Below are 21,053 nucleotides of genomic sequence, written 5' to 3'. Positions count from 1 at the left end.
GCTTGCTTCATCATATTTTGCATATTCATCATAATGTTTTCTAGATTCCTTTCGTATCAAGGGTTTATACCCTATTGTTTTATTTTTACTGCCCACTTCTGCCCATTTTTTTAAAAATCGTCAAATGCGTTAGCGACTTCTTTTTGTTGTGATGGGAACAAATGTGAGTAGATATTTATTGTTGTATTGATAGAACTATGTCCTAGTCGTTTCATTAGAGTAAAAAAGATATAATCCTTTCCTTCTCCTCTCCTCAATCCTTGATTTATCAAAAAGGCTACATGCGAATGCCTAAAATCATGGTTTCGGATCAATTTGAAATCTTCTGGCAATCTTTTCTTGAATGTCGCTCTAAAGTTAGAGACATTCGGAGCAGTCATAGGTTCCCCTGAAAATTGGAAAATCTGCAAATCATCTGTTGAATCAGTTAGCTTAGATAGTCTCTGACTTTGTACTGACTTCCAGGTTTTCAACTCATCCACAAAAGCTTTATGGATGTAGATTTCTCTATTTGATTGAGTTGTCTTTACAGATCCAATATGTGTTTTTCCATTGCGATAATAGGCTGACTTACGGATTTTAATATATCCCTCGTCAAGAAAAACATCTCTCCAAGTTAAGGCAAGTGCCTCCCCCATACGAATTCCCGTAAACATGAGTACACGATACAGAAGTTTAAAAGGATACTCACTTTCTTCAAAATAAGATTCAAACTTCTTGAATTGTTCAGGAGTATAATAAGACATTTCTTTATGCTTTTCTGGAAGCTTCCGAATAGCATCACATGGATTATCTTGTCTAAATCCTTTCGAAATAGCAATATCAAACAACTTATGAACAAAAATCATTTGTTGGTTAATATGCGTAGGTGTAAGTGTTCCACCTTTTACACTAGGCTGTTCAATTAACCAATCTCGATATTTTTTTACATCTTGAATAGTAACTGAAGACATATCAGCATTTTCAAAGAATCGCGATACATATTGGGTATAGTATGAGTTCTGAGTATCTATTGTACCTCTTTTATTTCCACGAAGCTCATCTTCTTCTTTTAACATTACATAAAGAGAGGAAATGGTGAGTTTTTTTGTATTCTGTATCTGATTTAACTTATGGATACGGTAATAAGCCTCATATTCCTCTGCTTCTTTTTTCGTTAAAAAATTAGATTTGCGGTGTCGTATACGTTTGCCAGTTAAGGAACTTTTACCATCACTAATATCAACTAGCCACAGTCCATCGTCCTGTTTTATTACCGCCATGCTATTTTTCTCCTTCAGTCATGACAGCGCTTTGAAGGTTCCCCTCAATTATATCATTTTTTAATTGTATTTGAAAACCAAGAATGGATTCAACTGTAATAATTGGTACACGTCCAATACGTTTATTTTTATACCATTCAAATCCTTCTTGTACAAGCTGGCTCTTTGCTTTTCGTATTAATTTACTAGCTTGAGTTTCGGAATATCCAATCAATTCCATTAAATCATTTTTATCTACAACTTGAATCATCTATATCTATTCCTTTCTAATGTCCAATAACATAAGTAAATTGTTTGGCAGTTTCTGCGTCAAAAGTACGGTAACTAATGATCCCTAATCCTTTAACATTACACTCTGAGACAAGAATTGAACCATCTGATTTGACTTGCTCCACAAATGAAACATGTCCGTATATTGGATCAGCTCCAGCTTGGCCAGGGCTAAATGATAGAGCAGAGTGTTCTGTTGGTGTATGGGTTGTTGTGAAACCTGGCTTATTCATCCATTGTCCACCATTTCCCATAAATGGATCAAAGTTGACTCCGACTTGTTTTCCACGATTGAAGACATACCAGGTACATTGTCCCCAAGGATAGGTACTAGTGATATATCCTGTGGTATCAATAGCTGTTGTCAAACTATAACCTACAGGTATATCATTTGAAGTTATTCCTCCACCATCTCTAGTTTTTCCTGTAGTTTGTTCAGGAGCTTTTGGTGTTCCTCCATGTTCATCAATGAAAGTATCCAGTTTTTGCATGGTTTCGGCACGTCTTTTTCCTGATCCTGTGGTATCTGTGAAATAGACTCCACCATCAGTTGCTGGATTGAGTGTTCCATTCGCAAACTTTTTAGCCTTATCATCTTGAATTTTGAAAGTTTGGTTTTTATTTCCAATGATGGTTTGTTGGGTTAGTCCGACAACAGCAATCTCATCATTAAAATTACTGGCATATTCTGGATTGGAGTCATAAGCTCCAAAACCAAACATATTGGCTCCAGGATTAGTGGCTACCCCAGCAGTTCCAAGGGAACTTTCATTCAGTGCGATCGCAACGATTCCACGGACATCAAGATTAGATTTAGCTTCCCATTCGAGGAGCTTTTTCCCATTAATTCGGTTCTTATCATAGGAGATTCCTAACGTATCTAAAAAGCCATCTAATTGCTCTGCTGTAATACCGAAGCGATGAACCAGTAGGTTGTGAGTATAGGGATCTCCATCTGACCAGTGATCCGCATAAGTCACTCCATTTTGGGATTGGGGTGAGCCATTCGTTCCACCACCTCCGACAGCTCCCATAAGGATAATGATAATGAGGACTGGTAGAAAAAGAGGAATGAGACCAGCTAATAGAAACCATTTTAGTTTTTTCATCGAATCTCCTTTCTAGTTAATGTCTTATATAAGCAGTGAACAAGACAGTCCCAAAACGCCATTTAGCATCTAGAACGACTGAATAGGACTTGGCCTGTAAGATAATTTGGTCTTGCTCTTGTTCTGTGACTGGAAATAAAAGAAGGAAATCGACTGAGCGTTTTCCTTCTTGGTAGGCCTGATAAAGAGTTTCTTCAAGAACTCTTGGAAAAGAAGTTCTTGAGCGTATTTTGGTATTCATATCATTCTCCTCTGAGTTGTTTTAATCGTTCTGTTAATCGGTCTCTTCGTTCAATATTGGCTCTCAATTTATCATCTCGTGTCATGGTTTTCCTATAAGCACGAGTGAAGGCATTCGATCCTTGGGCTTTATACATGGCTTGAGGATCTTTATATTCCTCTAATTTGTGCTCAATACTATTAATGCGGAGCTGTTTAAATGGAGAAATCCATTCTTCTTTAAGAGTTTGAAATTCCTCGTTTGAACTTGGTATTGGCTCCACTGTGATTGGGGATTCCATTGAACGAATTGGTGTCTTTTCTTCAACGGGGTTAACCCCTTCTAGCGTTGGCTTTGTTTTCGGAATGCTTGGTTCTGGAGCATCTGGACTTGTTGGCGTCTCAAGTGTTTCTGCTGGGAGCACTTCATCAGGTTGGTGCTCTGATTCCTTATTGGTAAAGAAAGAACCAACATTTTGGAAATGACTCTTGGCATTCATCACCATTCCAGCTCCGAAACCAGCACCTGCTAAGGCAAAGTTTCCAAGGTGTTGAGCAGATGAAAGACTTCTCGATGGTACTTGTGAAGCCACCTCTCTGGTCTTTGTGACTCCTTTTTCAACTTTGTTTCCAATATCATTCGCAACCATTCGTGCTTTAGATCCTAGAATGAATTGGATCAACTCAGCTTTGTATTTCCATAGAAGGAAATAGACGAGTCCTTTTGATACAACTGAAATGAGTAGTTTAAAGACAAGGCCAAAGATGATCAAGGATGGAAGTGTTTTAAGGATGCCATCAAAACCTGTAATGACAATGTTTTCTATCATTTTTTCAATGTAGAAAACTAAAAGAGTTAATAGACTCGTGATAGCTGGAAAAAGCAGCCCACCAAACATGACTTTCAGAACTCCAAAAATCAGATCCTGCATTCTTGGCACAAAAGACATCAAAAGCACAATCGGAAAGAGCAGGATCATCATCAAGACGAGTGTTTGCGCGATGACGTTTAACATCTGAATCAAAATAACCGGTATCGCTAATACGAAGGCTTCACAGATTTTGAAGATGACATAAAACATGCGAGTAAAGATGAAGTCAGGCATAGCTGAAACCCAACGGTTCTTTTCACCATCATCATTGGCTCCATTTCCTAGTTCATCTAGATATTTATTGCGATCTTTCGATTTAACCGCTTTAAAGTTTCCATTCTTATCGCCTGTTCCTAATACCTTACTATCGTCAAAAGTCTCTTGTTTCCCATCTTGGCTATTCTTATATTTCCCATTTTCTTGACCTGTATTGACAAAGACATAGGCTTTATAAGAAGTTTCTGCAATATAGCTATCTGCCATGGAATCGCCAATTTTAATGGATTTATTATTACCATACTCCACCTTGATATTCGTGATATTTTTAGTGACATCTTGGGAAACATGGTGAATGGTATCTAGTAGATACAGACCACCTGAAGTTCCAGCAATTGTCCCAAAATAACCAAAGCCAAGGATGAGTACCAGAAAGACATGAAGTAGAGTCCTTGAAAAAGCTCCTTTCGAAAAGAAAAACTGATAAAAGAGATAGAAAGCTAGGATTAGAAGCAACATTGAAACGAGTGATTGTTTTGCGACTCCGCCAGAACTTGAACCGATGAATCCTTTCCAGATATTCATCGCTCCATTAAATACATAGTTCTTGTAGTTGGAGTAGAGATCAATCTTTTCAAGAATTCGAATCAGCAAAGAAAAGAAGCCCACCACTGCGTTTAGAATGAAAAAGAAGAAGTTGACGAAAAGCTCATTAATCAGAACCCAAGCCCCGTTAAAGGAAGCGAATCCAGTCGGCTCCATATAGGACTTGAGAGAGAAGATATCGACTCCTCTTAGTTTGTCAAAAGCTTCTTGCATGGATTCACCTCCTAACTAGCGTATTTATTTTCAAGGCTTGATGATACTGTAGCTTTCATTGGTTTTAGAAGCATATCAATATCTTCAAAGATGTTGTGTACGGAAATCATATTGAGATTGCCATACACGTCATAGTATAGGCATTGGCCAGAGATCATATTGTCAATCCATTCGAGATTGCTTTCAGTGACTTCTAGATTGACGTGTTTTAAGATATCTTCTCGCTCAGACTTTTCATAAAAAGCAAAGATAGTCCCGAACCCCGTTGTATCATCGTCATTTTCTGCATCATGTACAGATTGAGTAATCAGTGCCAAGGTATTGTTTTTGGAGCGTCCAATCCGACGCATATTTTTGATAACGGCTTTTCCTTCTGCAGACTTCATAAGAATCCAAGCTTCATCAAAGAACTCAATGGTATCTTCATTTTCATTTCGTTCTCCAAAGTGGGTACAGAAGGCTCCAAGCGCAAACATGAGAGCAATAGAGTTGCGTTCATGATCTGAAATTTTTGTGGAATCGTCCTTTGGTAGTTTGAGGTTATTGACCTCTAGGATGGTCACCCGTGATTCATAGTTAAGTCCTTGAGTGGTTCCATCTGAAAAGGCTAGTTCCAAGATAGAGTTTGTGACAATTGAAGTCAGATAACGACCAACCGAAGCGATTTCAGAAGAAGTGGAGTCTCTCAGCACTTTTAGGACATGTTTAAAGCCGACTTTCTCACCAGCGACTCGTTTTTCTACAATCGCATTAATAGCTTCTGTGATCGCTGTTTTTTGATCCATTGTGACATCATCTACGGCTTGTAGTAGAAACTCAAGCATGTTTTTTGCGACCTCTACAGCCTGTTCTTTATCCAAAACAACAATAGGATCTAAAACTCCGTGGTTTGATGGAAGCGAGCTATCTAGTGTTACAAAGTTAAAGTTCTCAATCTGTTTCTTGCGTTCAGGATAGAGACGTGCAAATTCAGGTGAGTTGATCACTTCTTGGTAGTGATTTCTAAGTTCACGTTTAGGGTCGATATAAAGGGTTTTAACATTTTGTAAAGCCACACTTAAAAAGATGATCTGAGCGAGGAAAGATTTTCCTTGACCTGTCGCACCCGTAATAATGATGTGTGGGTTCTTGGTAATCTTTCCAGCGATATCTTCCTTATTTCCTACTGTCGCATTGTAGAGGACAATGTTCTTTGAGGAATCAATAGCTTTAGCGATATTGTCCCAACGACCTGTCCAGTTGTCTACTCGGCCGATATACCAACCGATACGGTTTCCAGAAGAGGTATTGGTGAAGGGCATGAGTTCTGAAAAGCCACGAGCTGTGACCATATGAGTCCAGGTGCGAGTTTTCTTTTGGAGGTTTTCTCCATAGAGTAGAGCTTGAAAGAGATAAGGTCCGTCTTGAGAGGCTTCGCTAATTTCGACTCCCATATCATCAAAGTAGTTCAAAACCACTTGCCTTCTTTGTCGTAGTTGGTTCACACTAGAAGCGGAGACGATAAGATAGGCCCCATATTCAATGATATCTTCCTTGTTTCCGACTTTCTTCATTAAGTCTTTTAGGGAGATGGAACCCATGATGATCTCGTCTTGTTGGACAGTATCGGTATTTTCTGCCTCCTCCATGATATTCCGATAACGTGTATTCGAGCGTCCCATTCGACCTTTGATCTTACCGGTATCAATGAATTCTGCCTTGATCCGTAGTTCAACGGGGAAGTTCAAACGTTGGATAAATTCTCCAAGATGAAAACCGTTGAATTGAACAGGAAATTTACCTACAGGAAGAATAGTTACAAAGGAAGATCCATAAGGGCTTTCTAGCTTGAGGAAGCCACCTTTTAGAACTTTGATCAAGGTATCCGTGATATTGAATTGAGCACGATTGGCCAGTACCTCTTTCTTGTAGTGAGGGATATAGCGGAGGTATTGCATCCGCTGGTAATAAAAGAGTTCTTCATTGGATAACCGTTTTGCCCGAAGGACAGAGAAGGCTTGGAAAATAGTGAATTCATCACTTTTATAGTCTTCATACCAAGTGGGACTTAATTCATATTCATAGCCCAGACCCTTGGCTATTTTTTCAGTGAATTCATTAAAGCTCTCATAGGCCAAGTCTTTAACGGTAGCTCCGTGATTTTGTTTGCGTAAAGTCACTCCTACGACCCAGTCAAACTGATATGGAATTTCCATTTCATCTGTTAGGCGATCCACTGTGTAGAGAAGAAGTTCTTCTCCTAGATCACGACTGTCATCTGCTAGAGCATCTGAAAAGTCCCGCATTTTCTCTTCTAAGAGATAGTCTTTAGGGATCAGAGATATTTCAAAGAACTTGTTTTTCTGGAGCTTCTTCATCATTTGAGCAACAGTGATTTTATGTTTGCCCTTTTTTTCATCATCTGTAATGGTGATGGGAGTGTTTGGAATACGATAATAAGCAACGACTGTTTGATCTTTTTTGAGAGCTAGATTTTCATTTGTTTCCCTAATAGGATAGGTTAAAGTAATACTCATAGGTCCTCCTTTTCTATAGATTTGTTTTTTCAAAGACAATTTCTTCTACAGGCTCTATTCGATCTTCGTGGTAGATAGCTTTTTTGTTTAGCTTAAAATCCCAGAAGTAAATCAGGTAATCTCCGATAAAGACGTGCATCTTTTTACCGTGAGGCTCGTATTCAGTATAGAACTTGGCCAATTTGTAAGGGAGATACCAATAGAGCAAGAGAGAAATTGAGTGAGTGATTTTTGCGAGTGGCACAAAGATAAACCCTCCAAAGAGTAACATGGCCACAAAGACGATGATAAAGACAATGAAAAAGGACAACTGCATGGGTGTCGCAAAGTACCATAGTCGAGTGCCCTTTTTTGTCTTGATTTCTTGGATCCAATAAGGAGCATTTAGGCCCTTACTGTAATCATAAAGTCTTTCTTCATTCATACTTAAAGTCCTGATTCAATACCGAAGAGTCGCAGGAACCAGCCGACTGCTTTTAGGATATCTTGTCCTTTCGCAATTGAAACAATAACGGCATAGAAACCAACGACAGAGAAGAGTTGAAGCCAAGAGCTGTTCCGCCAAGCCTTGATCGCTAAGAGCACGGCAATGGCTGTCAGGATCCAAATTCCATCGCCCTGGAGGAAGGTTCGTAGATTGTCTGTATTCATAGAGTTCTCCTATTCTTTATCATTTGCATAGTTCAGTGGAATGGTGTGTTCTAGTTTTGTGACATAGTAGGTCTTTTCTTTTTCTGAGAGGGTAAAGGTGAAGTTTTCCGAGTGAGTGGTACCTCCTACCTCAAAGGTTGCTTGGACATAAGCAATTAGATTTTTTCCATCTTTTTTAAGATAGGTATAATCAATCGTTTTGAAGGTGGTATTGGCTATAATATCCACATCCTTAGCAATCAGATTAAGGTTATCTTGGTTAGTAGTATAGTTGGTAAAGAAGACTTTGAGGAATTTTTCAACTTTTTTACGCTGACCATCTGAAAAGTGATCGTTAGCGGTTAATTGAAGCTGATCGTCTTCGCTAAAGTGTCCAGCTTGTGAGGATTCAATGGCAGAAAACCAAGGAAGGCCAGAAATATAATATTTCCCATCTTTTTCATCAAATGGAATATTGAAACCTGTCACGATTTCTTTTTCTTCCGTGTTATTGTCCCGACGGATAGTCTCCTTGTATTTGATCTTATAGGTCGCAACCTTTCCTTCTACAGTTACTAACTGAGAGTAGAGAAGTTCACTAGGATTTCGAACTTGACCTTGGGCTTTCACATCAGGAATGAAGTTGTAAAAGCTATTTAGGTAATCCACTTGAGCTTGTTGTTTGTCTCCTTCTTGTGGAAGGGTGAAATAAGCATAGACATAGTCATTCAGGTAATACTGGAGTTTGTAGTCGTATTTTCTACTCGACTCCATTGGCTGTGCCTCTTGTTTTTTAGTAGCCTCCACTTGAGCTTGTAGTGTTCCTACCTTATTTGAGAGTGTGATAGCACGAACAGATCCTAAGAAACCAACAAAAAGGAGGAAAGAAATTCCTCCTATGACTGCGATATTGACGGTCTTTTTATTGGTGACTTTTAGTTTTGGTGGACCTCCTTTTTTCTCTACCTTTTTAAAGTGTGAGAGATATTCTTTTGCTTGAAGCAAATAGCGTTTAGCTTTATCCATAGATCCTCCTTTTAGAGAGTAGCGAGTTCAATGAGCTTTGAGCCTTTTGCATAGAGGCGCTTATTTGCTTTTTCGATCTCGCCATTAATGTAATAGTAGCCTCGTAGCTCAGTTTGGAGTTGTTCGATCAAGTCAGGTTTTAGGTCTTTAGCTTCTTCTTTTTTTAAGAGACTATTTAATTCTCCAGCTTTGGTCCAAGCCTCTCTGTGATCTTTCTTTTTAAGTAATTCTCCCAGTTCATTCGTGACTTGAGAGACTTTTTTTTCAAAAATAGTTTTAGTGGCCATTTCAATTTCCTTTCTAAATGTTTCTTGATTGTCTTTGATGGTCTTTTGGATATAAGTAATGAGTGAGGGGCGCATTTTTTTATTTACGCTCAACACTTGACCATCTAGCGTGAAACAGGCATGTTCATAGTTATAGAACCCTCTACTATCTGGAAGATCTTCTGTACATCTGCCTGCACATTCGTAGTAGAAGTCTTTGCCCTTTCGTAAGAGGATATACATATTCCAGAATTCATGTTCTGGAAGAAGTAAAAAGTCAGCTTGATAGATCTTCTTTAACATCTCAAGAAGCCTCAAGCAGATCATCGTAGCCTAGAGCTTGGTAGATAAAATCTGAATCAAACCAGAGCCAGTCATTGATTTGTCCTTCTGTTGGAGTATCGCCAGAGAAGATATCTTCACAAATGACGGTTAGAGTATCTACTCCACCACGTTCACGGACAGTGTTCAAGGTGGTTAGTCCACCAGACCAAGCTTTAAAGTTTTCTAGTGAATTGATTTGAACTTTGTATTCCATATAGTTTTTCCTTTCTAGTGTTCATAGTGTTTATTGGCTTTGAGAAGTCGTAACATGGCTTTTCCTCGATCTGTTATTTCTCCACTATTTTGAATCATCTTCATGTATTCTGTTTGGAGGATCTTGTCTGCTTCAGTGACTAGTGCAAGGGAGTTAGCAACTTGATAGGTCAGCCAGCGAATCGTTCGCTCAATACTGTAAGGTTGTGGGTTAGTTGAGAGTTTTAAGGGTTCGATCCCTCCGAAGAGCCGTTGCCATTTTTCATCGGGTTTATAGGCTCCAAAACGAGTAACTCCATCATAGACTTGGATTTCTTTATTGATGATGCCTCGTGCGATTTCTCCGAGATCTACACCATTGATGTATTCCTCCACAATGCCTTGAGCTTTCTGATCTGAAAATCGCAATTCATAGCGATTCCAGATACCAAAAATCTCCAAGGATTCGTCCAAGGAGATGTTTTCCATTCGAGCTATTTCATAGCGCTTTTCATAAAAGTTGAAGTAGAGTTGACTTTGACGGCTCCCAAAGTAAATGGACAAGCCGTGATTAGCTTCCATGTCTTCATTATCTGTGAAAGATCCACCACCCGTGATATTCCATTTCTTGATCGTATCTAGAACAATCTCTTTGGAATAGAGCTTATCAATCAGTTTTGGAATTTGAATTTGTTCGTCCTCGTGACCGTAACCCTTATAGAGTTCATCTAGAGCAATATCGAGTCGCTTCACCCGAACATCTTCATAGGAATAAAGAATGTTTTGAAGAAAGATCTGCCAAGTGATCCCCTTGTCTTCTAGAAGTAGTTCTAACTCACGGCATCCTTGCCCGGATAGTTGAAGACAAGTTTGGTAGTCATTGGTCACAGACTTATCAAAGAAATCAAAAATCCAGATATTCCCTCGTTGCCACAAGTGGGTATAGTTCATAAGACGGGTTTCTTGGTCTGTAAATTCGCTAAGGTGGCAGTGAAGGAAGTTTTCACAGAAAGCGTCTAAATCTTTTAATCGAGGAAAGGTCAATCGGAGATAGTCGATCTGAGCCCGAAGACTGTTTTTATCGCAATCTTTATAGTAACCAAGTTTTTCTTTAAGTTCTCTAAACTTATCAATCGTTAGTCCTCTTTCGCCTGTTTCATAAGAGCGATAGGTTCTTGTAGGGAGATCAACAGCTTGTGCAAATGCTTTTTGACTAAGTCCTGTTTGTTTTCTGAAATTCTTAATATGAAAAGGACTAATTTTGTCCATTCATCGCAACACCTCTTTCTAACAAAGTGACACACTTTTTTGACGAAAGTGACACACTTCATAAAAATTGAAAACCCAACTCCCATAAGGAATGAGGAGGGGTGGACTTGGCGTTTTTGCCAATTGTAACCCCCCTATTAGAAAACGGGGGTTGAAGTTTCATCATGGCCTAGAAACTTCGGGCTACGGTCTGCGCCTGACCTGCGGTCAGGCTTGCCCTTGCCCTTGTCCTAGCCCATGATGAACAATCGTCGCTTCAACTGCTTTTGGATAAGACCTGCGTCCTCCCTCTTCAAATTGAGCGAGGATTTCAAGAAGAAGTTTTTCTTGAAAAGGATCCACTAGAATAGCGGATACAGTCCGATCAAAGATGATCCCTTGTTCTGTTAAAAGATAGATAATCTTGCGTAAGGTTGGCATTTTAAGATTTTGTTCGTCCGCAAATTCCTTGAGTGGTCGTTTGTTTGGTTCGTTTTCTATAGACTCTTCTTCCTCAATAGGATCAATTGTTTCAACTGTTGGTTTATATTCTTCAAATACTGAGAATTCTTCTCCTTCAAACTCCATAATGGGAATTTTAGAGTAGGCATCGTAGAAGGAAAAACCTTGATCAAGCGGAACATAAGGAGAGAAAAACTCACCAGCCAGCTCGCCATTATTTGCGATATAGCCCCGTCCTTTGACCTTTACTCCATTGATTTCATCTAGCTTTTTGAACTCTTTGGTTTTATTAGCATCTCCAAACATCATGTCATATCCTGTTGATTCTAAATGACCGACGGAGAGACGCTTCATAAAGTTATCCCGAAGAGCAGTTTTAATAAATTCACCGTCGGGCCGTTGCATAGCAAAGATGATAAAGACTCCAGCTTGACGGCCTTCTAGAACTAACTGGGAGAGGTATTCCATTAGTTCTGACTGTTGGCTATAGTCACGATCGATCTTTGCCATAAGCGCTGCCCACTCGTCTACTAGAATGAATTTTGGTTTCATGTCATAATGAGTAAAGTTCTTTCCAGCTTGGAATTTTGGCGAAGTAGACATCCGTTCATAGCGTTTTTCCATGAACTCTACACTCTCTTTAAAACAGTTAATGATATCTTCCTTACTAGTATATACCCGACCATGAAAGACTGGAATTTTCTTTAATCCAGCCAGGTCAGAATTCTTTGGATCACAGATATCGACAAAGCCGACTTTAGCTAGTGCATAGATTATGGTCATCAGAACAACGGTTTTTCCTCCACCAGTTCCACCACCGATGAGAAGATGAGGTTCTTCAATATAATCCCAAGATACATCTTTCATGAGCTGGAGTTTTGATCCCTTGACTTTTACTTCATCGATGGTGATTCGACTATCAATCCGATTAATAGCAATTTCATATTTGATAAAGCGGTTATCAAAGGTTTTATTTCGAAAATCTCCATTAAACATGACTTCAAGCGTAGCTCCAAGGTTGAGGAAGCGATCTTGAAATTTATTACCTTCTAGAATGAAACTCACTTCAATCTTGTAGCGAGACTGTTTGATATACACTTGAGGTAAGGTGATTTTTTCAATGATCTTGTTTTCACGTCTGACCTTTTTAACGAGATAGAGGTTATTCTCTAGCAAAAAGCGAGAAAGAATTCGAAGGCTATTGAGCTTTTGAAAAAAGAGCATCTTCCTGTAGCAAACCCGATTAATAAACCAAGAGAAAAGCAAAGAAAAGAGAAGCCCAGCTCCTAGAAAATATCCTTGGGGTAAGGGATGAGATTTTAATTCTTCTAAATGTAAGTAGCTGTAGTAACTAATAGCCAACAAAAAAGGAAACCACCAGATAAACCATGTGATTCCCTTTAGTTTACGATGAAAAACTCGAACTCTTTTTCCCCGATAGGTAAAGAGTTTCATCCTGCATCACCTCCTAGTTTTCCTTCTTATTTTCTACCGGTTTGTTTTCTTTAATCGGTGCGCCTCCAGTTTTTTTCTTGATTTTAGAAGCAAAGAGCTTATAGATATCATTACGATTGACGTGGGTATGAGTGATAACAATATCTTCCAATTCAACCTCTTCTCGGTATTTAATACCTAGGTCTTCAATTTCAGACTCAGACATATCTGCGATAGTGAAAAAGAGGGTTTCATGCTGGACAGAAGAATGAATTCCTACAACAATTCCACGAATCTCACCTGTATTAACTTGTACAAATGATCCATCAGGATTTCGTTGTGAACGATCCACTTCAAAGATGATATCAGGACCTTCAATGCCTCGGAAAGACAGTTTTCCAAGGACAGCTGGGACATCTAGTCCATCTGTAATGACACGATAAGTCTTGTCAGCAATTTGTAGTTTTTCTCCGTAGTTTAATCCAATTTTAGCCATGTGATTTTCTCCTTTTATTTGTTATTTTTTGAGTACTAATTTTTCCGCAAAGACATTGAGGTAAGGTGCAACATTATTGCCATTTAGCGCAGTGTCTGGGAAAAAGATTGGGTTAACTGCTTCTACTAGAGCATCTTCTGGGAAGACTGTTGTAGAAGCTGGTGTGATGACATGGAAAGCACCGTGCTCTGCGCTGTTTAGAATGTGACGTTGGTATTTACCTTCTTTTCCAAAAATAAATTTAGGAGCATTTCCTAAACGTTCGTAGTAAGCAGGGCCAATAAATTCTGGTTTCATTTTGAGTGTTTCTGAGATCATAAGATTTTCCTTTCTGAGTGTAAAATAAAAAGAGTTAAGCTAGTTGCTTCACTCTTGAGTAATAGTGGGTAAATAATTTGCGTTTAAACATACGACTATAGAATTGAATATCCCCATGAGCGTAGCCATTTTTACGAGCATCATCTGCGAGATGATCTAAATCTATTTGAGCCTGAGCATAGAGTTTAGCCTGTAGTTTATCAGATTCACTAAACATACCATAGGTAAATTCATAGTTATCGTAGAGTCGCTTACATTGTAGTGCGAAAAAAGTTTGTCATATCATTCTCCTTTATTGTAATAAGTAAAAAAGCTACTAAGTGAAAAAAGGAAAGAACTTAGTAGCTTGAGAGTAGGTCTATCTAATTAGATAGACAGCAGTAAAGAAAAGTTATTTGGTTGGAAAGATCCCTCTTTCCACGGTGGCAACGTTTAGCAAGGTGCATTGCGTAAATTACCATCGCTTTCCCAGCCAATCTCTTTAGGTAGTCTTGATCATACCCAAGAGATTCTCTTACGCCCTTTGGCGAAGCCAGTTCACTTTACTATTCGGAAAAGTGCGAAAGTCCGAAATGCGTGGAAGCCCACAAATACTTGTTTTAAATCTTCACTTCAACCGTAAAACGGACTTGACTTTTAGTATCAAAACATTTACAATAAAGGTACGAAGTTTATGTGTAGTTCTGATGATCAGTTCTCTGGTTGTCAGACGCACTTTTTATTTAATTGTCAATGATCATAATGCCGATAATTAGGTGTTATTATTTTTAAAACTTATATAACCATCAGCTATATTTACATTATATAACTGACAGTTATATTTGTCAAGAGATTATTTTAAAAAGTTAAAATTATTTTTAGAGGTCAAAAATGGAATTTTCGGAACGCTTAAAAAACCTTCGGAAAGAAGCTGGGCTCACTCAAGTCGATGTAGCTGAAAAACTAGGAATTTCCCAACCAGCTTACGCTTCATGGGAACGTGGAATCAAAAAACCAACCCAAGACAATCTGGTGAAATTATCTAAAATTTTATATGTTTCAGTTGATTACTTGTTAGGAAATACAGAAAACAGACAAACTAGTGATGTATTAGAAGATATTGAATTACTTTTTCGTATGAATTCAAAAGGTCTGACAGAGGAAGAAAAAGAATTATTCAAAAAAGAACTGATTGAATTTATGAAAAAGAGAAAAGAAGCATTTGACAAAAACAAGTAAACTTAAAATTAGACTTTTTTGTTAGATAATTACATTGAATAAAGGAAGTGCTTTAAGAATGGATGTAAAAAAAGAATTTTTGAAAATAATGTCTGAACAAAAAGAAATAGCCTTAGCGACATCTGTAAATAATATTCCAAATGTAAGAATCGTCAATTTTATTTACGATTCAACCAATAATATACTCTACTTCTCATCATTCAAAGGTAATGATAAGATTAAGGAAATGGAATCAAACTCTCATATTGCATTTACTACAATTCCACACTCTGGGAATGAACACGTAAAAGCTAAGGGTTTAGTTCAAAAAAGTACCAAAACTATTTTTGAAGTGGCGGACCAATTTATTGCTAAAGTACCAGGTTACAAAAATACCATTGAATTTGCAGGGGAATCTTTAGTTTTATTTGAAATACGATTTGATACTGCGATCGTTACCAAAGATCTAGAAACAATACAAACTATAGAACTTTAAATTAAAGTTCCAAAAATGGGGATTAAAGTGAGGATATATATCTAATTACGGCAATCAAGTTGGCAGATTTATATAAAGTTTCTATTGATGAGTTAGTAAATGGGAGTACAGATGTTGAATGATAAAACTGAATTTTTAAATATTGGGAACTTACCAAAAACACTTTTAGTATTGGGTAATGGCTTTGATTTAACATGCAAAGTGCCTTCTGATTACAAAAAGTTTTTGGAGTATATATTAGAAAATAAACTCAATTATCATAACGAAGAGCTTCAAAGAGATGGTTATAGTAATATTTTTGAATATACTCTTTCTGAAATTGAGCGATACTTAAAAGATATCAACTTTGCGCATGACGGAGGCATAAGTAAAAGCGAAGTAGTGCCTGAATTAAATTCATGGTATATTATTTTTCTATATAGAAAAATGACAAACGATATGGATTGGTTTCAAGTTGAAAATCAAATTGCAAATCAATTGGCTACAAAAGATAATAGTATGAATATTGTGGAAAGCATCGGTGATAGTTTGCTTTCAATTTATCAAAATGGCAAATCTATGATACGTACTCAAAGAATTAGTCATCTGAACAATAAGGAAATCGAAAAGATATATGAATTGTTGTCATATAATTTGCTGAATAAAAAGCTTGATTCTTTCAATGTTGAAGGCTCTAAAGATTTGTTTATAGAATTTAGAAAAAAAGAGAATGAATTATGGGAAGAGTATCATGAATATGACAAAAGAAACATTGGTAGTATAACAGAGAGAAAAAAATTTGAAAACTCGTTTGACAGTAAATTAGAGAAAGAACTATTTCCGATGGTTGCTCAAGTTCTTTTAGCAGAATTAAAAGAGCTAGAGATGGATTTTAGAGAATATCTTACTTTAAGTATTTACGATATGGGAGTTAACTATCAAATAAATGCAGGGAATTTGATAGAATCTATTTTAGGAAAAATTGGAAAAGAAACTGGAATTTCAACATATAACGTATTAACGTTTAACTATTCAACACCCTGGGATATGTCTGAAAAAGGAAATAGGGCGGAATACCTTCATCCAATTTTTAAAGAAAATCCCATCAAAACTTTAAATTTACATGGTCGTCTTGATTCGGAGACTAAAGAGATTATATTTGGTGTGGATGATGAGTTTTTATCTCCAATATCAAATGAGTATATTTTTACAAAGACATCAAGAACTCTTGATTTATATACAAAAGTAATGTTTGAGGAATGGTTTGAAAACAGTAGAATGTCTGAAATTCTTAGTCCATCCATAAAAGAAATAATTTTCTTTGGACACTCGCTTTCAAAAGCTGACTATGGTTATTTCAGAAAAATTTTGGATAGTTATATTGACAATCCTGAAGCACATTTTATCTTTGTTTATAATGTCTACGAGGGGACAACCACTGATAAGAAAAGGAGGGAATTGATTCACTCTATTTCGTCCTTATTTGGAGAATATTCTATAAACAAGCAATCGAATACAGATTTATTCAGAAATCTTATTCAAAACAATAGAATTAAGATTGTAGAATTGTAATTCTGATTTCTAGTGGACAATCGTCCACTATTTTTATATAATTAACTCAACCATATTGGTTTAGTTTTGTGAATAATACTTAAAGGAGGTATCATTCTTTGGACGAATTGTATACAAGAATAAGTAAGTCTACAAAACATGTGTTATACCAATACATGAAGGATCATGATATTTCATTACTAAATTATAATTTCAACTACTTCTTTCAATATTGTATTCAAAAATATCAAATTCAAGTAATTAGTCACCACTTCTCAAATCACAAGATTGAAGGATTAACTGTTATTGATGAATTAGGTATTAGTTTTTCTTATGAAAAGGATAATCCCATTGTGAAGCAAAATTTTACGCTGTGTCATGAGCTAGGACATTTTATCCTAGAGCATGAAGGTAATTATTTTGCAGAATCTATTGATAATCAGGAGAACCTACTAGAGCGAGAAGCGAATATTTTCTCTGCTGTAGTATTAATGCCTGACATTGTTTTGTTGTCAAAGATTTATTATAGTTGCGACACCTTTCAACATATTCAAAATAGTCTGGATGTTTCAAAACAGGCATTGTTTTATCGCCTTTTAGATCTTCTTAGAGAATATTATCCTGGAAAAGAAAGTACCATTAAGCAGGCTATCGATGCTTATATTGATGGACAAAATGCCACACTACTCCTTTTGTTTCACGGTGTCAAAGATCAGATTATAAAGGAATTCAACAACTTTCAGACTTCTCTAATCAATAAGATTCAGCAATCAGTAATCAAAAAAGGCTTCGTGACTAGTCAAGAGTATCCAGAACTTCTCAATCAAGAGAATTGGAAAACAATAAAAACTTGCCGTGACAATCTAAAAGTATGGCTCATTTATGATAGAGGAAAATCTATAGCTTATGTTTGGGATAAAAATAAACTAACAGACAAAGAGGCAAAACAAAAAGCTGAATTGAAATTACTATTAATGTGAGGGAAACGATGTACCAACCAGAAAAACTAAAGGCTCGTAGAAAAGAGCTAAAAATGACTCAAAAAGATATTGCAGATCAATTAGGTATTACCTACCAAGCCTATTCCGCATGGGAACGTGGAGTAAAACAACCATCTAGAGAAAAAGTGCAACAACTAGAGCAGATTCTAAATGTACCGAAAGGCTATTTTACAGAGCTTGAAATTGCCCGACTATATAATATTTTATCAGATGAAGCTAAGGATCAAGCACTTAGTTATGTCAGAGGCCTAGCTCAAAAAGAAAAATGTAAGAATGTTGTTCCTATATCAGAAAAACTATACGAATACCATGTTTACGAACAAATGTCTGCTGGTATCGGTTCATCGGTGTATAACGATCAAAACTATGATACTGTTTATTTTGATGAAGAACTGCCTCATGATTTTGCTTCATGGGTATCTGGTGACTCAATGGAGCCCAAATATCAAAATGGCTCTGTGGCTCTCATTCGTGAGACAGGATTTGATTATGATGGAGCAGTTTATGCCGTAGTCTGCAATAGCCGGACTTATATTAAACGAGTTTATCGAGAGGAGCATGGCTTAAGGCTGGTTTCTATCAATCCAAACTATAAAGATATTTTTCTTTCGTATGATGAAGATCCTAGAATTGTAGGAATTATTGTTGGTAATTTTGTACCAATGAAACTCTAACAACATTTTATTTACGTTGTTTTTCTATTTCTGATGATTATGTAACAAAGAATATAGAAATCTTTTACTTTGTAACCCTATGCGCCACCCTGTTGAAAATTTAGATAAATTACAAATGTTACAAAAATATTTCAAAAACACTTGACATTCTGTAACATTGTAATATAATAGCTAATATAAATTTAGGTGAGGTATCATAATTATGAAAAAATGGACAAGTTTAGCACTTTTAGGCTTAACTTCTGCAACTCTACTAGTAGCTTGTGGTTCTAAAAAAGAGGAGAACAGTTCTTCTGTAAAAGAAACACAGACTTCTATGAAATCTAGTCAGAATAAAACAAATCAGTCTTCTAAAAAGAAAAATACAAAAGAAACTGAATCTAGTTCAGAAGAAACAACACAATCAAGTCAAACAACCACAGCGTCTAATACAACAAGTGGTGACAAAGCTACAGATTCATCACAAATGGTTCCTGCAGAGCTGGTAGGGACTTGGACAGGTACAACTGAAATCGCAAAAGATGTCCAAATGACAGTGGCTGCGGACGGAACGGTTACTACGACAGCAAACTTTTATCAAGCAGATGTGAACCCAATTCGTACAGCAACGACTAGAGCAAAAGCTGTTCAAGCTTCTGGTAATATCTATTACTGGGAAACAGACGAACCTGGAGCTTTTGATGCCCTTCTTCCCGGTATTGCTGGACTTGGGGGAGCCAATGCCAAGGTAAAAGCCGGTTTCATTTTGGAAGAGGGCCATTATACACCGATTGTATTTGTAACAGGACTTAATGAAGACTTTGATTATAGCAAATACAATGATTTCCGTGTCTCACTCACAAAATAAAGACATATTCAACGCTCTTAAAATTGAAAACACCCCAAAAGTTAGATTTTCCTATCTATCTTTCAGGGTGTTTTCTTATAGCCAAATTGGGAAAGAAATCAAAACTTCATCGCTCTATTTCTACTTATTATATTGTTGAAGTGCTTTATTATATGCTTTACTGCCTTTTTGGTAATATTCATGTTCTATTCCAGATATATCGACTGTAATGGTGCCATCCTTAACTTTATATTTTACTGTTGAATCAGTTCTACCTTCTCCTGATAAAAGGAAGGTGTTACTTTCTTGATCAATTGTAAAACTATCAGGCTTCTCTAATCTATAAGATAGAGCGATCTGTGATCAAAAAAAGTTTTGTGACTAGTCAAGAGTATCCTGAACTTTTAAACCAAGAGAATTGGAAAACAATTAAGACTTGCTGTGACAATCTAAAAGTATGGCTCATCTATGATAAAGGAAAATCTATAGCTTATGTTTGGGATAAAAATAAGCTAACAGACAAAGAGGCAAAACAAAAAGCTGAATTGAAGTTACTATTAATGTGAGGAAAACGATGTATCAACCAGAAAAACTAAAAGCTCGTAGAAAAGAGCTAAAAAAGACTCAAAAAGATATTGCTGATCAGTTGGGAGTCAGCTATCAAGCCTATTCCGCATGGGAACGTGGAGTAAAACAACCATCTAGAGAAAAAGTGCAACAACTAGAGCAGATTCTAAATGTACCAAAAGGTTTTTTTACAGAGATCGAAATCGTCCGACTATATAATACTTTATCAGATGAAGGTAAGAATAATGCACTTAATTATGTCAGAAACCTAGTTCAAAAAGAAGCTTATAAGAACGTTGTTTCAATATCAGCAAAACTATACGAATATCATGTTTACGAAAAAATGTCTGCTGGTATCGGTTCAACGGTTTATAATGATCAGGATTATAATACTGTTTATTTTGATAAAGAACTAGCTCAAAAAAATGAAGCACCTATTCCAAACCTATTGGCTCGAGAATTTGACCAAGAAAAGCCACTTGAAGCAATTGTAACAGATTTGACCTACGTCCGTGTTGGAAATCGTTGGGCTTATGTTTGTTTGATCATTGATCTCTTTAACCGCGAAATTATTGGACTGTCAGTTGGGTGGCACAAGACTGCAGAGCTCGTCAAACAAGCCAATCAAAGCATTCCTTACGCGCTTACCAATGTCAAGCTGTTCCATTCTGACCGTGGTAAGGAGTTTGATAACCAGCTGATTGATGAGATGCGGCATCGCTCGGTCTCTAAGTCAAGCAGCTTGTCCCTATGACAACGCCGTGTCTGAAAGTACTTACCGTGCCTTCAAACTCGAGTTTGTCAACCAAGAAACCTTCCATTCGCTGAAAGAACTAACCTTTAAAACAAAGGACTACGTTTACTGGTGGAATCATCACCGCATTCACAGCAGTCTGAACTACCAAACCCCAATCGCTAAGCGAATCAGCGCTTTAAAAAAACACTTTATAAATTTTGTATAGAAAAGTGTTGCCTTTTCATATCTCATTTTTTTACTTAAAGCCTTGACAGACTTGACAAATGGTAGAAAAGAGCCTAAAAAGGCAGAGTCCTGATAAGTTCTACCTTAAATTTCGTTATGAA

Annotated in this window: 22 protein-coding genes and 3 pseudogenes; 9 read left to right on the top strand and 16 right to left on the bottom strand. The window is 37.0% G+C overall.

Annotated features, from left to right (window positions below; translation table 11 throughout):
• Positions 1-110 precede the first annotated feature (110 nt).
• The 16 genes from RCH62_RS06235 to RCH62_RS06160 form a co-directional block, all read right to left on the bottom strand.
• The gene (locus RCH62_RS06235; protein WP_003005221.1) at positions 111-1,262 is read right to left on the bottom strand and encodes a site-specific integrase; all 1,152 of its coding nucleotides are present in this window, start codon (positions 1,260-1,262) and stop codon (positions 111-113) included.
• A gap of 1 nt (position 1,263) precedes the next feature.
• A complete protein-coding gene (locus RCH62_RS06230) occupies positions 1,264-1,512 on the bottom strand; it encodes a DUF3173 family protein (RefSeq protein ID WP_003005186.1) in 249 nt (82 codons plus the stop codon).
• A gap of 16 nt (positions 1,513-1,528) precedes the next feature.
• On the bottom strand, positions 1,529-2,641 hold the full coding sequence (locus tag RCH62_RS06225) for a CHAP domain-containing protein (RefSeq protein ID WP_003005445.1): 1,113 nt from the start codon (positions 2,639-2,641) through the stop codon (positions 1,529-1,531).
• 16 nt (positions 2,642-2,657) lie between these two features.
• A complete protein-coding gene (locus tag RCH62_RS06220; protein ID WP_003005653.1) occupies positions 2,658-2,882 on the bottom strand; it encodes a hypothetical protein in 225 nt (74 codons plus the stop codon).
• 1 nt (position 2,883) lies between these two features.
• The gene (locus RCH62_RS06215; protein WP_306474852.1) at positions 2,884-4,767 is read right to left on the bottom strand and encodes a conjugal transfer protein; all 1,884 of its coding nucleotides are present in this window, start codon (positions 4,765-4,767) and stop codon (positions 2,884-2,886) included.
• 11 nt (positions 4,768-4,778) lie between these two features.
• Positions 4,779-7,283, bottom strand: coding sequence for an ATP-binding protein (locus RCH62_RS06210; protein WP_003005292.1), 2,505 nt, complete (start codon positions 7,281-7,283; stop codon positions 4,779-4,781).
• Between the two features lie 13 nt (positions 7,284-7,296).
• Positions 7,297-7,707: a conjugal transfer protein gene (locus RCH62_RS06205; protein ID WP_006149323.1), complete on the bottom strand. Its 411-nt coding sequence runs from the start codon at positions 7,705-7,707 to the stop codon at positions 7,297-7,299.
• A 2-nt stretch (positions 7,708-7,709) separates the two neighbouring features.
• Positions 7,710-7,934 carry a TcpD family membrane protein gene (locus RCH62_RS06200; protein ID WP_003005585.1) on the bottom strand — a complete coding sequence of 75 codons (225 nt, stop codon included), beginning with the start codon at positions 7,932-7,934 and terminating at the stop codon, positions 7,710-7,712.
• A 9-nt stretch (positions 7,935-7,943) separates the two neighbouring features.
• Positions 7,944-8,939: a conjugal transfer protein gene (locus RCH62_RS06195; RefSeq protein WP_306474851.1), complete on the bottom strand. Its 996-nt coding sequence runs from the start codon at positions 8,937-8,939 to the stop codon at positions 7,944-7,946.
• 11 nt (positions 8,940-8,950) lie between these two features.
• On the bottom strand, positions 8,951-9,508 hold the full coding sequence (locus tag RCH62_RS06190; protein WP_306474850.1) for a conjugal transfer protein: 558 nt from the start codon (positions 9,506-9,508) through the stop codon (positions 8,951-8,953).
• Between the two features lies 1 nt (position 9,509).
• Positions 9,510-9,743 (bottom strand): hypothetical protein, encoded by a 234-nt coding sequence (locus RCH62_RS06185; protein WP_000456042.1) that lies wholly within the window; start codon positions 9,741-9,743, stop codon positions 9,510-9,512.
• A gap of 14 nt (positions 9,744-9,757) precedes the next feature.
• Positions 9,758-10,990: a replication initiation factor domain-containing protein gene (locus RCH62_RS06180; RefSeq protein ID WP_306474849.1), complete on the bottom strand. Its 1,233-nt coding sequence runs from the start codon at positions 10,988-10,990 to the stop codon at positions 9,758-9,760.
• Positions 10,991-11,197: 207 nt separating this feature from the next.
• Positions 11,198-12,886 carry an FtsK/SpoIIIE domain-containing protein gene (locus RCH62_RS06175; RefSeq protein ID WP_306474848.1) on the bottom strand — a complete coding sequence of 563 codons (1,689 nt, stop codon included), beginning with the start codon at positions 12,884-12,886 and terminating at the stop codon, positions 11,198-11,200.
• A gap of 13 nt (positions 12,887-12,899) precedes the next feature.
• The gene (locus tag RCH62_RS06170; protein ID WP_013904644.1) at positions 12,900-13,361 is read right to left on the bottom strand and encodes a hypothetical protein; all 462 of its coding nucleotides are present in this window, start codon (positions 13,359-13,361) and stop codon (positions 12,900-12,902) included.
• Positions 13,362-13,382: 21 nt separating this feature from the next.
• Positions 13,383-13,679, bottom strand: a complete 297-nt coding sequence (locus RCH62_RS06165; protein WP_049472387.1) for a hypothetical protein — start codon at positions 13,677-13,679, stop codon at positions 13,383-13,385.
• Positions 13,680-13,713: 34 nt separating this feature from the next.
• Positions 13,714-13,896, bottom strand: coding sequence for a hypothetical protein (locus RCH62_RS06160; protein WP_045759901.1), 183 nt, complete (start codon positions 13,894-13,896; stop codon positions 13,714-13,716).
• Between the two features lie 653 nt (positions 13,897-14,549).
• Here RCH62_RS06160 and RCH62_RS06155 point away from each other — a divergent pair.
• The 9 genes and pseudogenes from RCH62_RS06155 to RCH62_RS06115 form a co-directional block, all read left to right on the top strand.
• Entirely contained in the window at positions 14,550-14,897 is a 348-nt protein-coding gene (locus RCH62_RS06155) for a helix-turn-helix domain-containing protein (protein ID WP_003005054.1), read from the top strand.
• Positions 14,898-14,955: 58 nt separating this feature from the next.
• Entirely contained in the window at positions 14,956-15,372 is a 417-nt protein-coding gene (locus RCH62_RS06150; protein ID WP_003005008.1) for a pyridoxamine 5'-phosphate oxidase family protein, read from the top strand.
• Positions 15,373-15,471: 99 nt separating this feature from the next.
• Entirely contained in the window at positions 15,472-16,923 is a 1,452-nt protein-coding gene (locus tag RCH62_RS06145; RefSeq protein WP_128861175.1) for an AbiH family protein, read from the top strand.
• 98 nt (positions 16,924-17,021) lie between these two features.
• Positions 17,022-17,882, top strand: a complete 861-nt coding sequence (locus RCH62_RS06140; RefSeq protein ID WP_003005383.1) for an ImmA/IrrE family metallo-endopeptidase — start codon at positions 17,022-17,024, stop codon at positions 17,880-17,882.
• Between the two features lie 8 nt (positions 17,883-17,890).
• The gene (locus RCH62_RS06135) at positions 17,891-18,577 is read left to right on the top strand and encodes an XRE family transcriptional regulator (RefSeq protein WP_003005466.1); all 687 of its coding nucleotides are present in this window, start codon (positions 17,891-17,893) and stop codon (positions 18,575-18,577) included.
• Positions 18,578-18,779: 202 nt separating this feature from the next.
• A complete protein-coding gene (locus RCH62_RS06130; RefSeq protein WP_003005243.1) occupies positions 18,780-19,424 on the top strand; it encodes a hypothetical protein in 645 nt (214 codons plus the stop codon).
• A gap of 299 nt (positions 19,425-19,723) precedes the next feature.
• A pseudogene (locus tag RCH62_RS06125) lies at positions 19,724-19,969 on the top strand (hypothetical protein); the annotation flags it as partial.
• Positions 19,970-19,977: 8 nt separating this feature from the next.
• Positions 19,978-20,139 (top strand): annotated as a pseudogene (locus RCH62_RS06120) (helix-turn-helix transcriptional regulator); the annotation flags it as partial.
• Positions 20,140-20,388: 249 nt separating this feature from the next.
• A pseudogene (locus RCH62_RS06115) lies at positions 20,389-20,932 on the top strand (integrase core domain-containing protein); the annotation flags it as partial.
• Positions 20,933-21,053 lie beyond the last annotated feature (121 nt).

The organism is Streptococcus sp. (assembly GCF_030825805.1).
Classification (GTDB): Bacteria; Bacillota; Bacilli; order Lactobacillales; family Streptococcaceae; genus Streptococcus.
The sequence above is the reverse complement of the archived record's forward strand: the minus strand, read 5'-3'. Positions and strand labels throughout refer to the sequence as shown.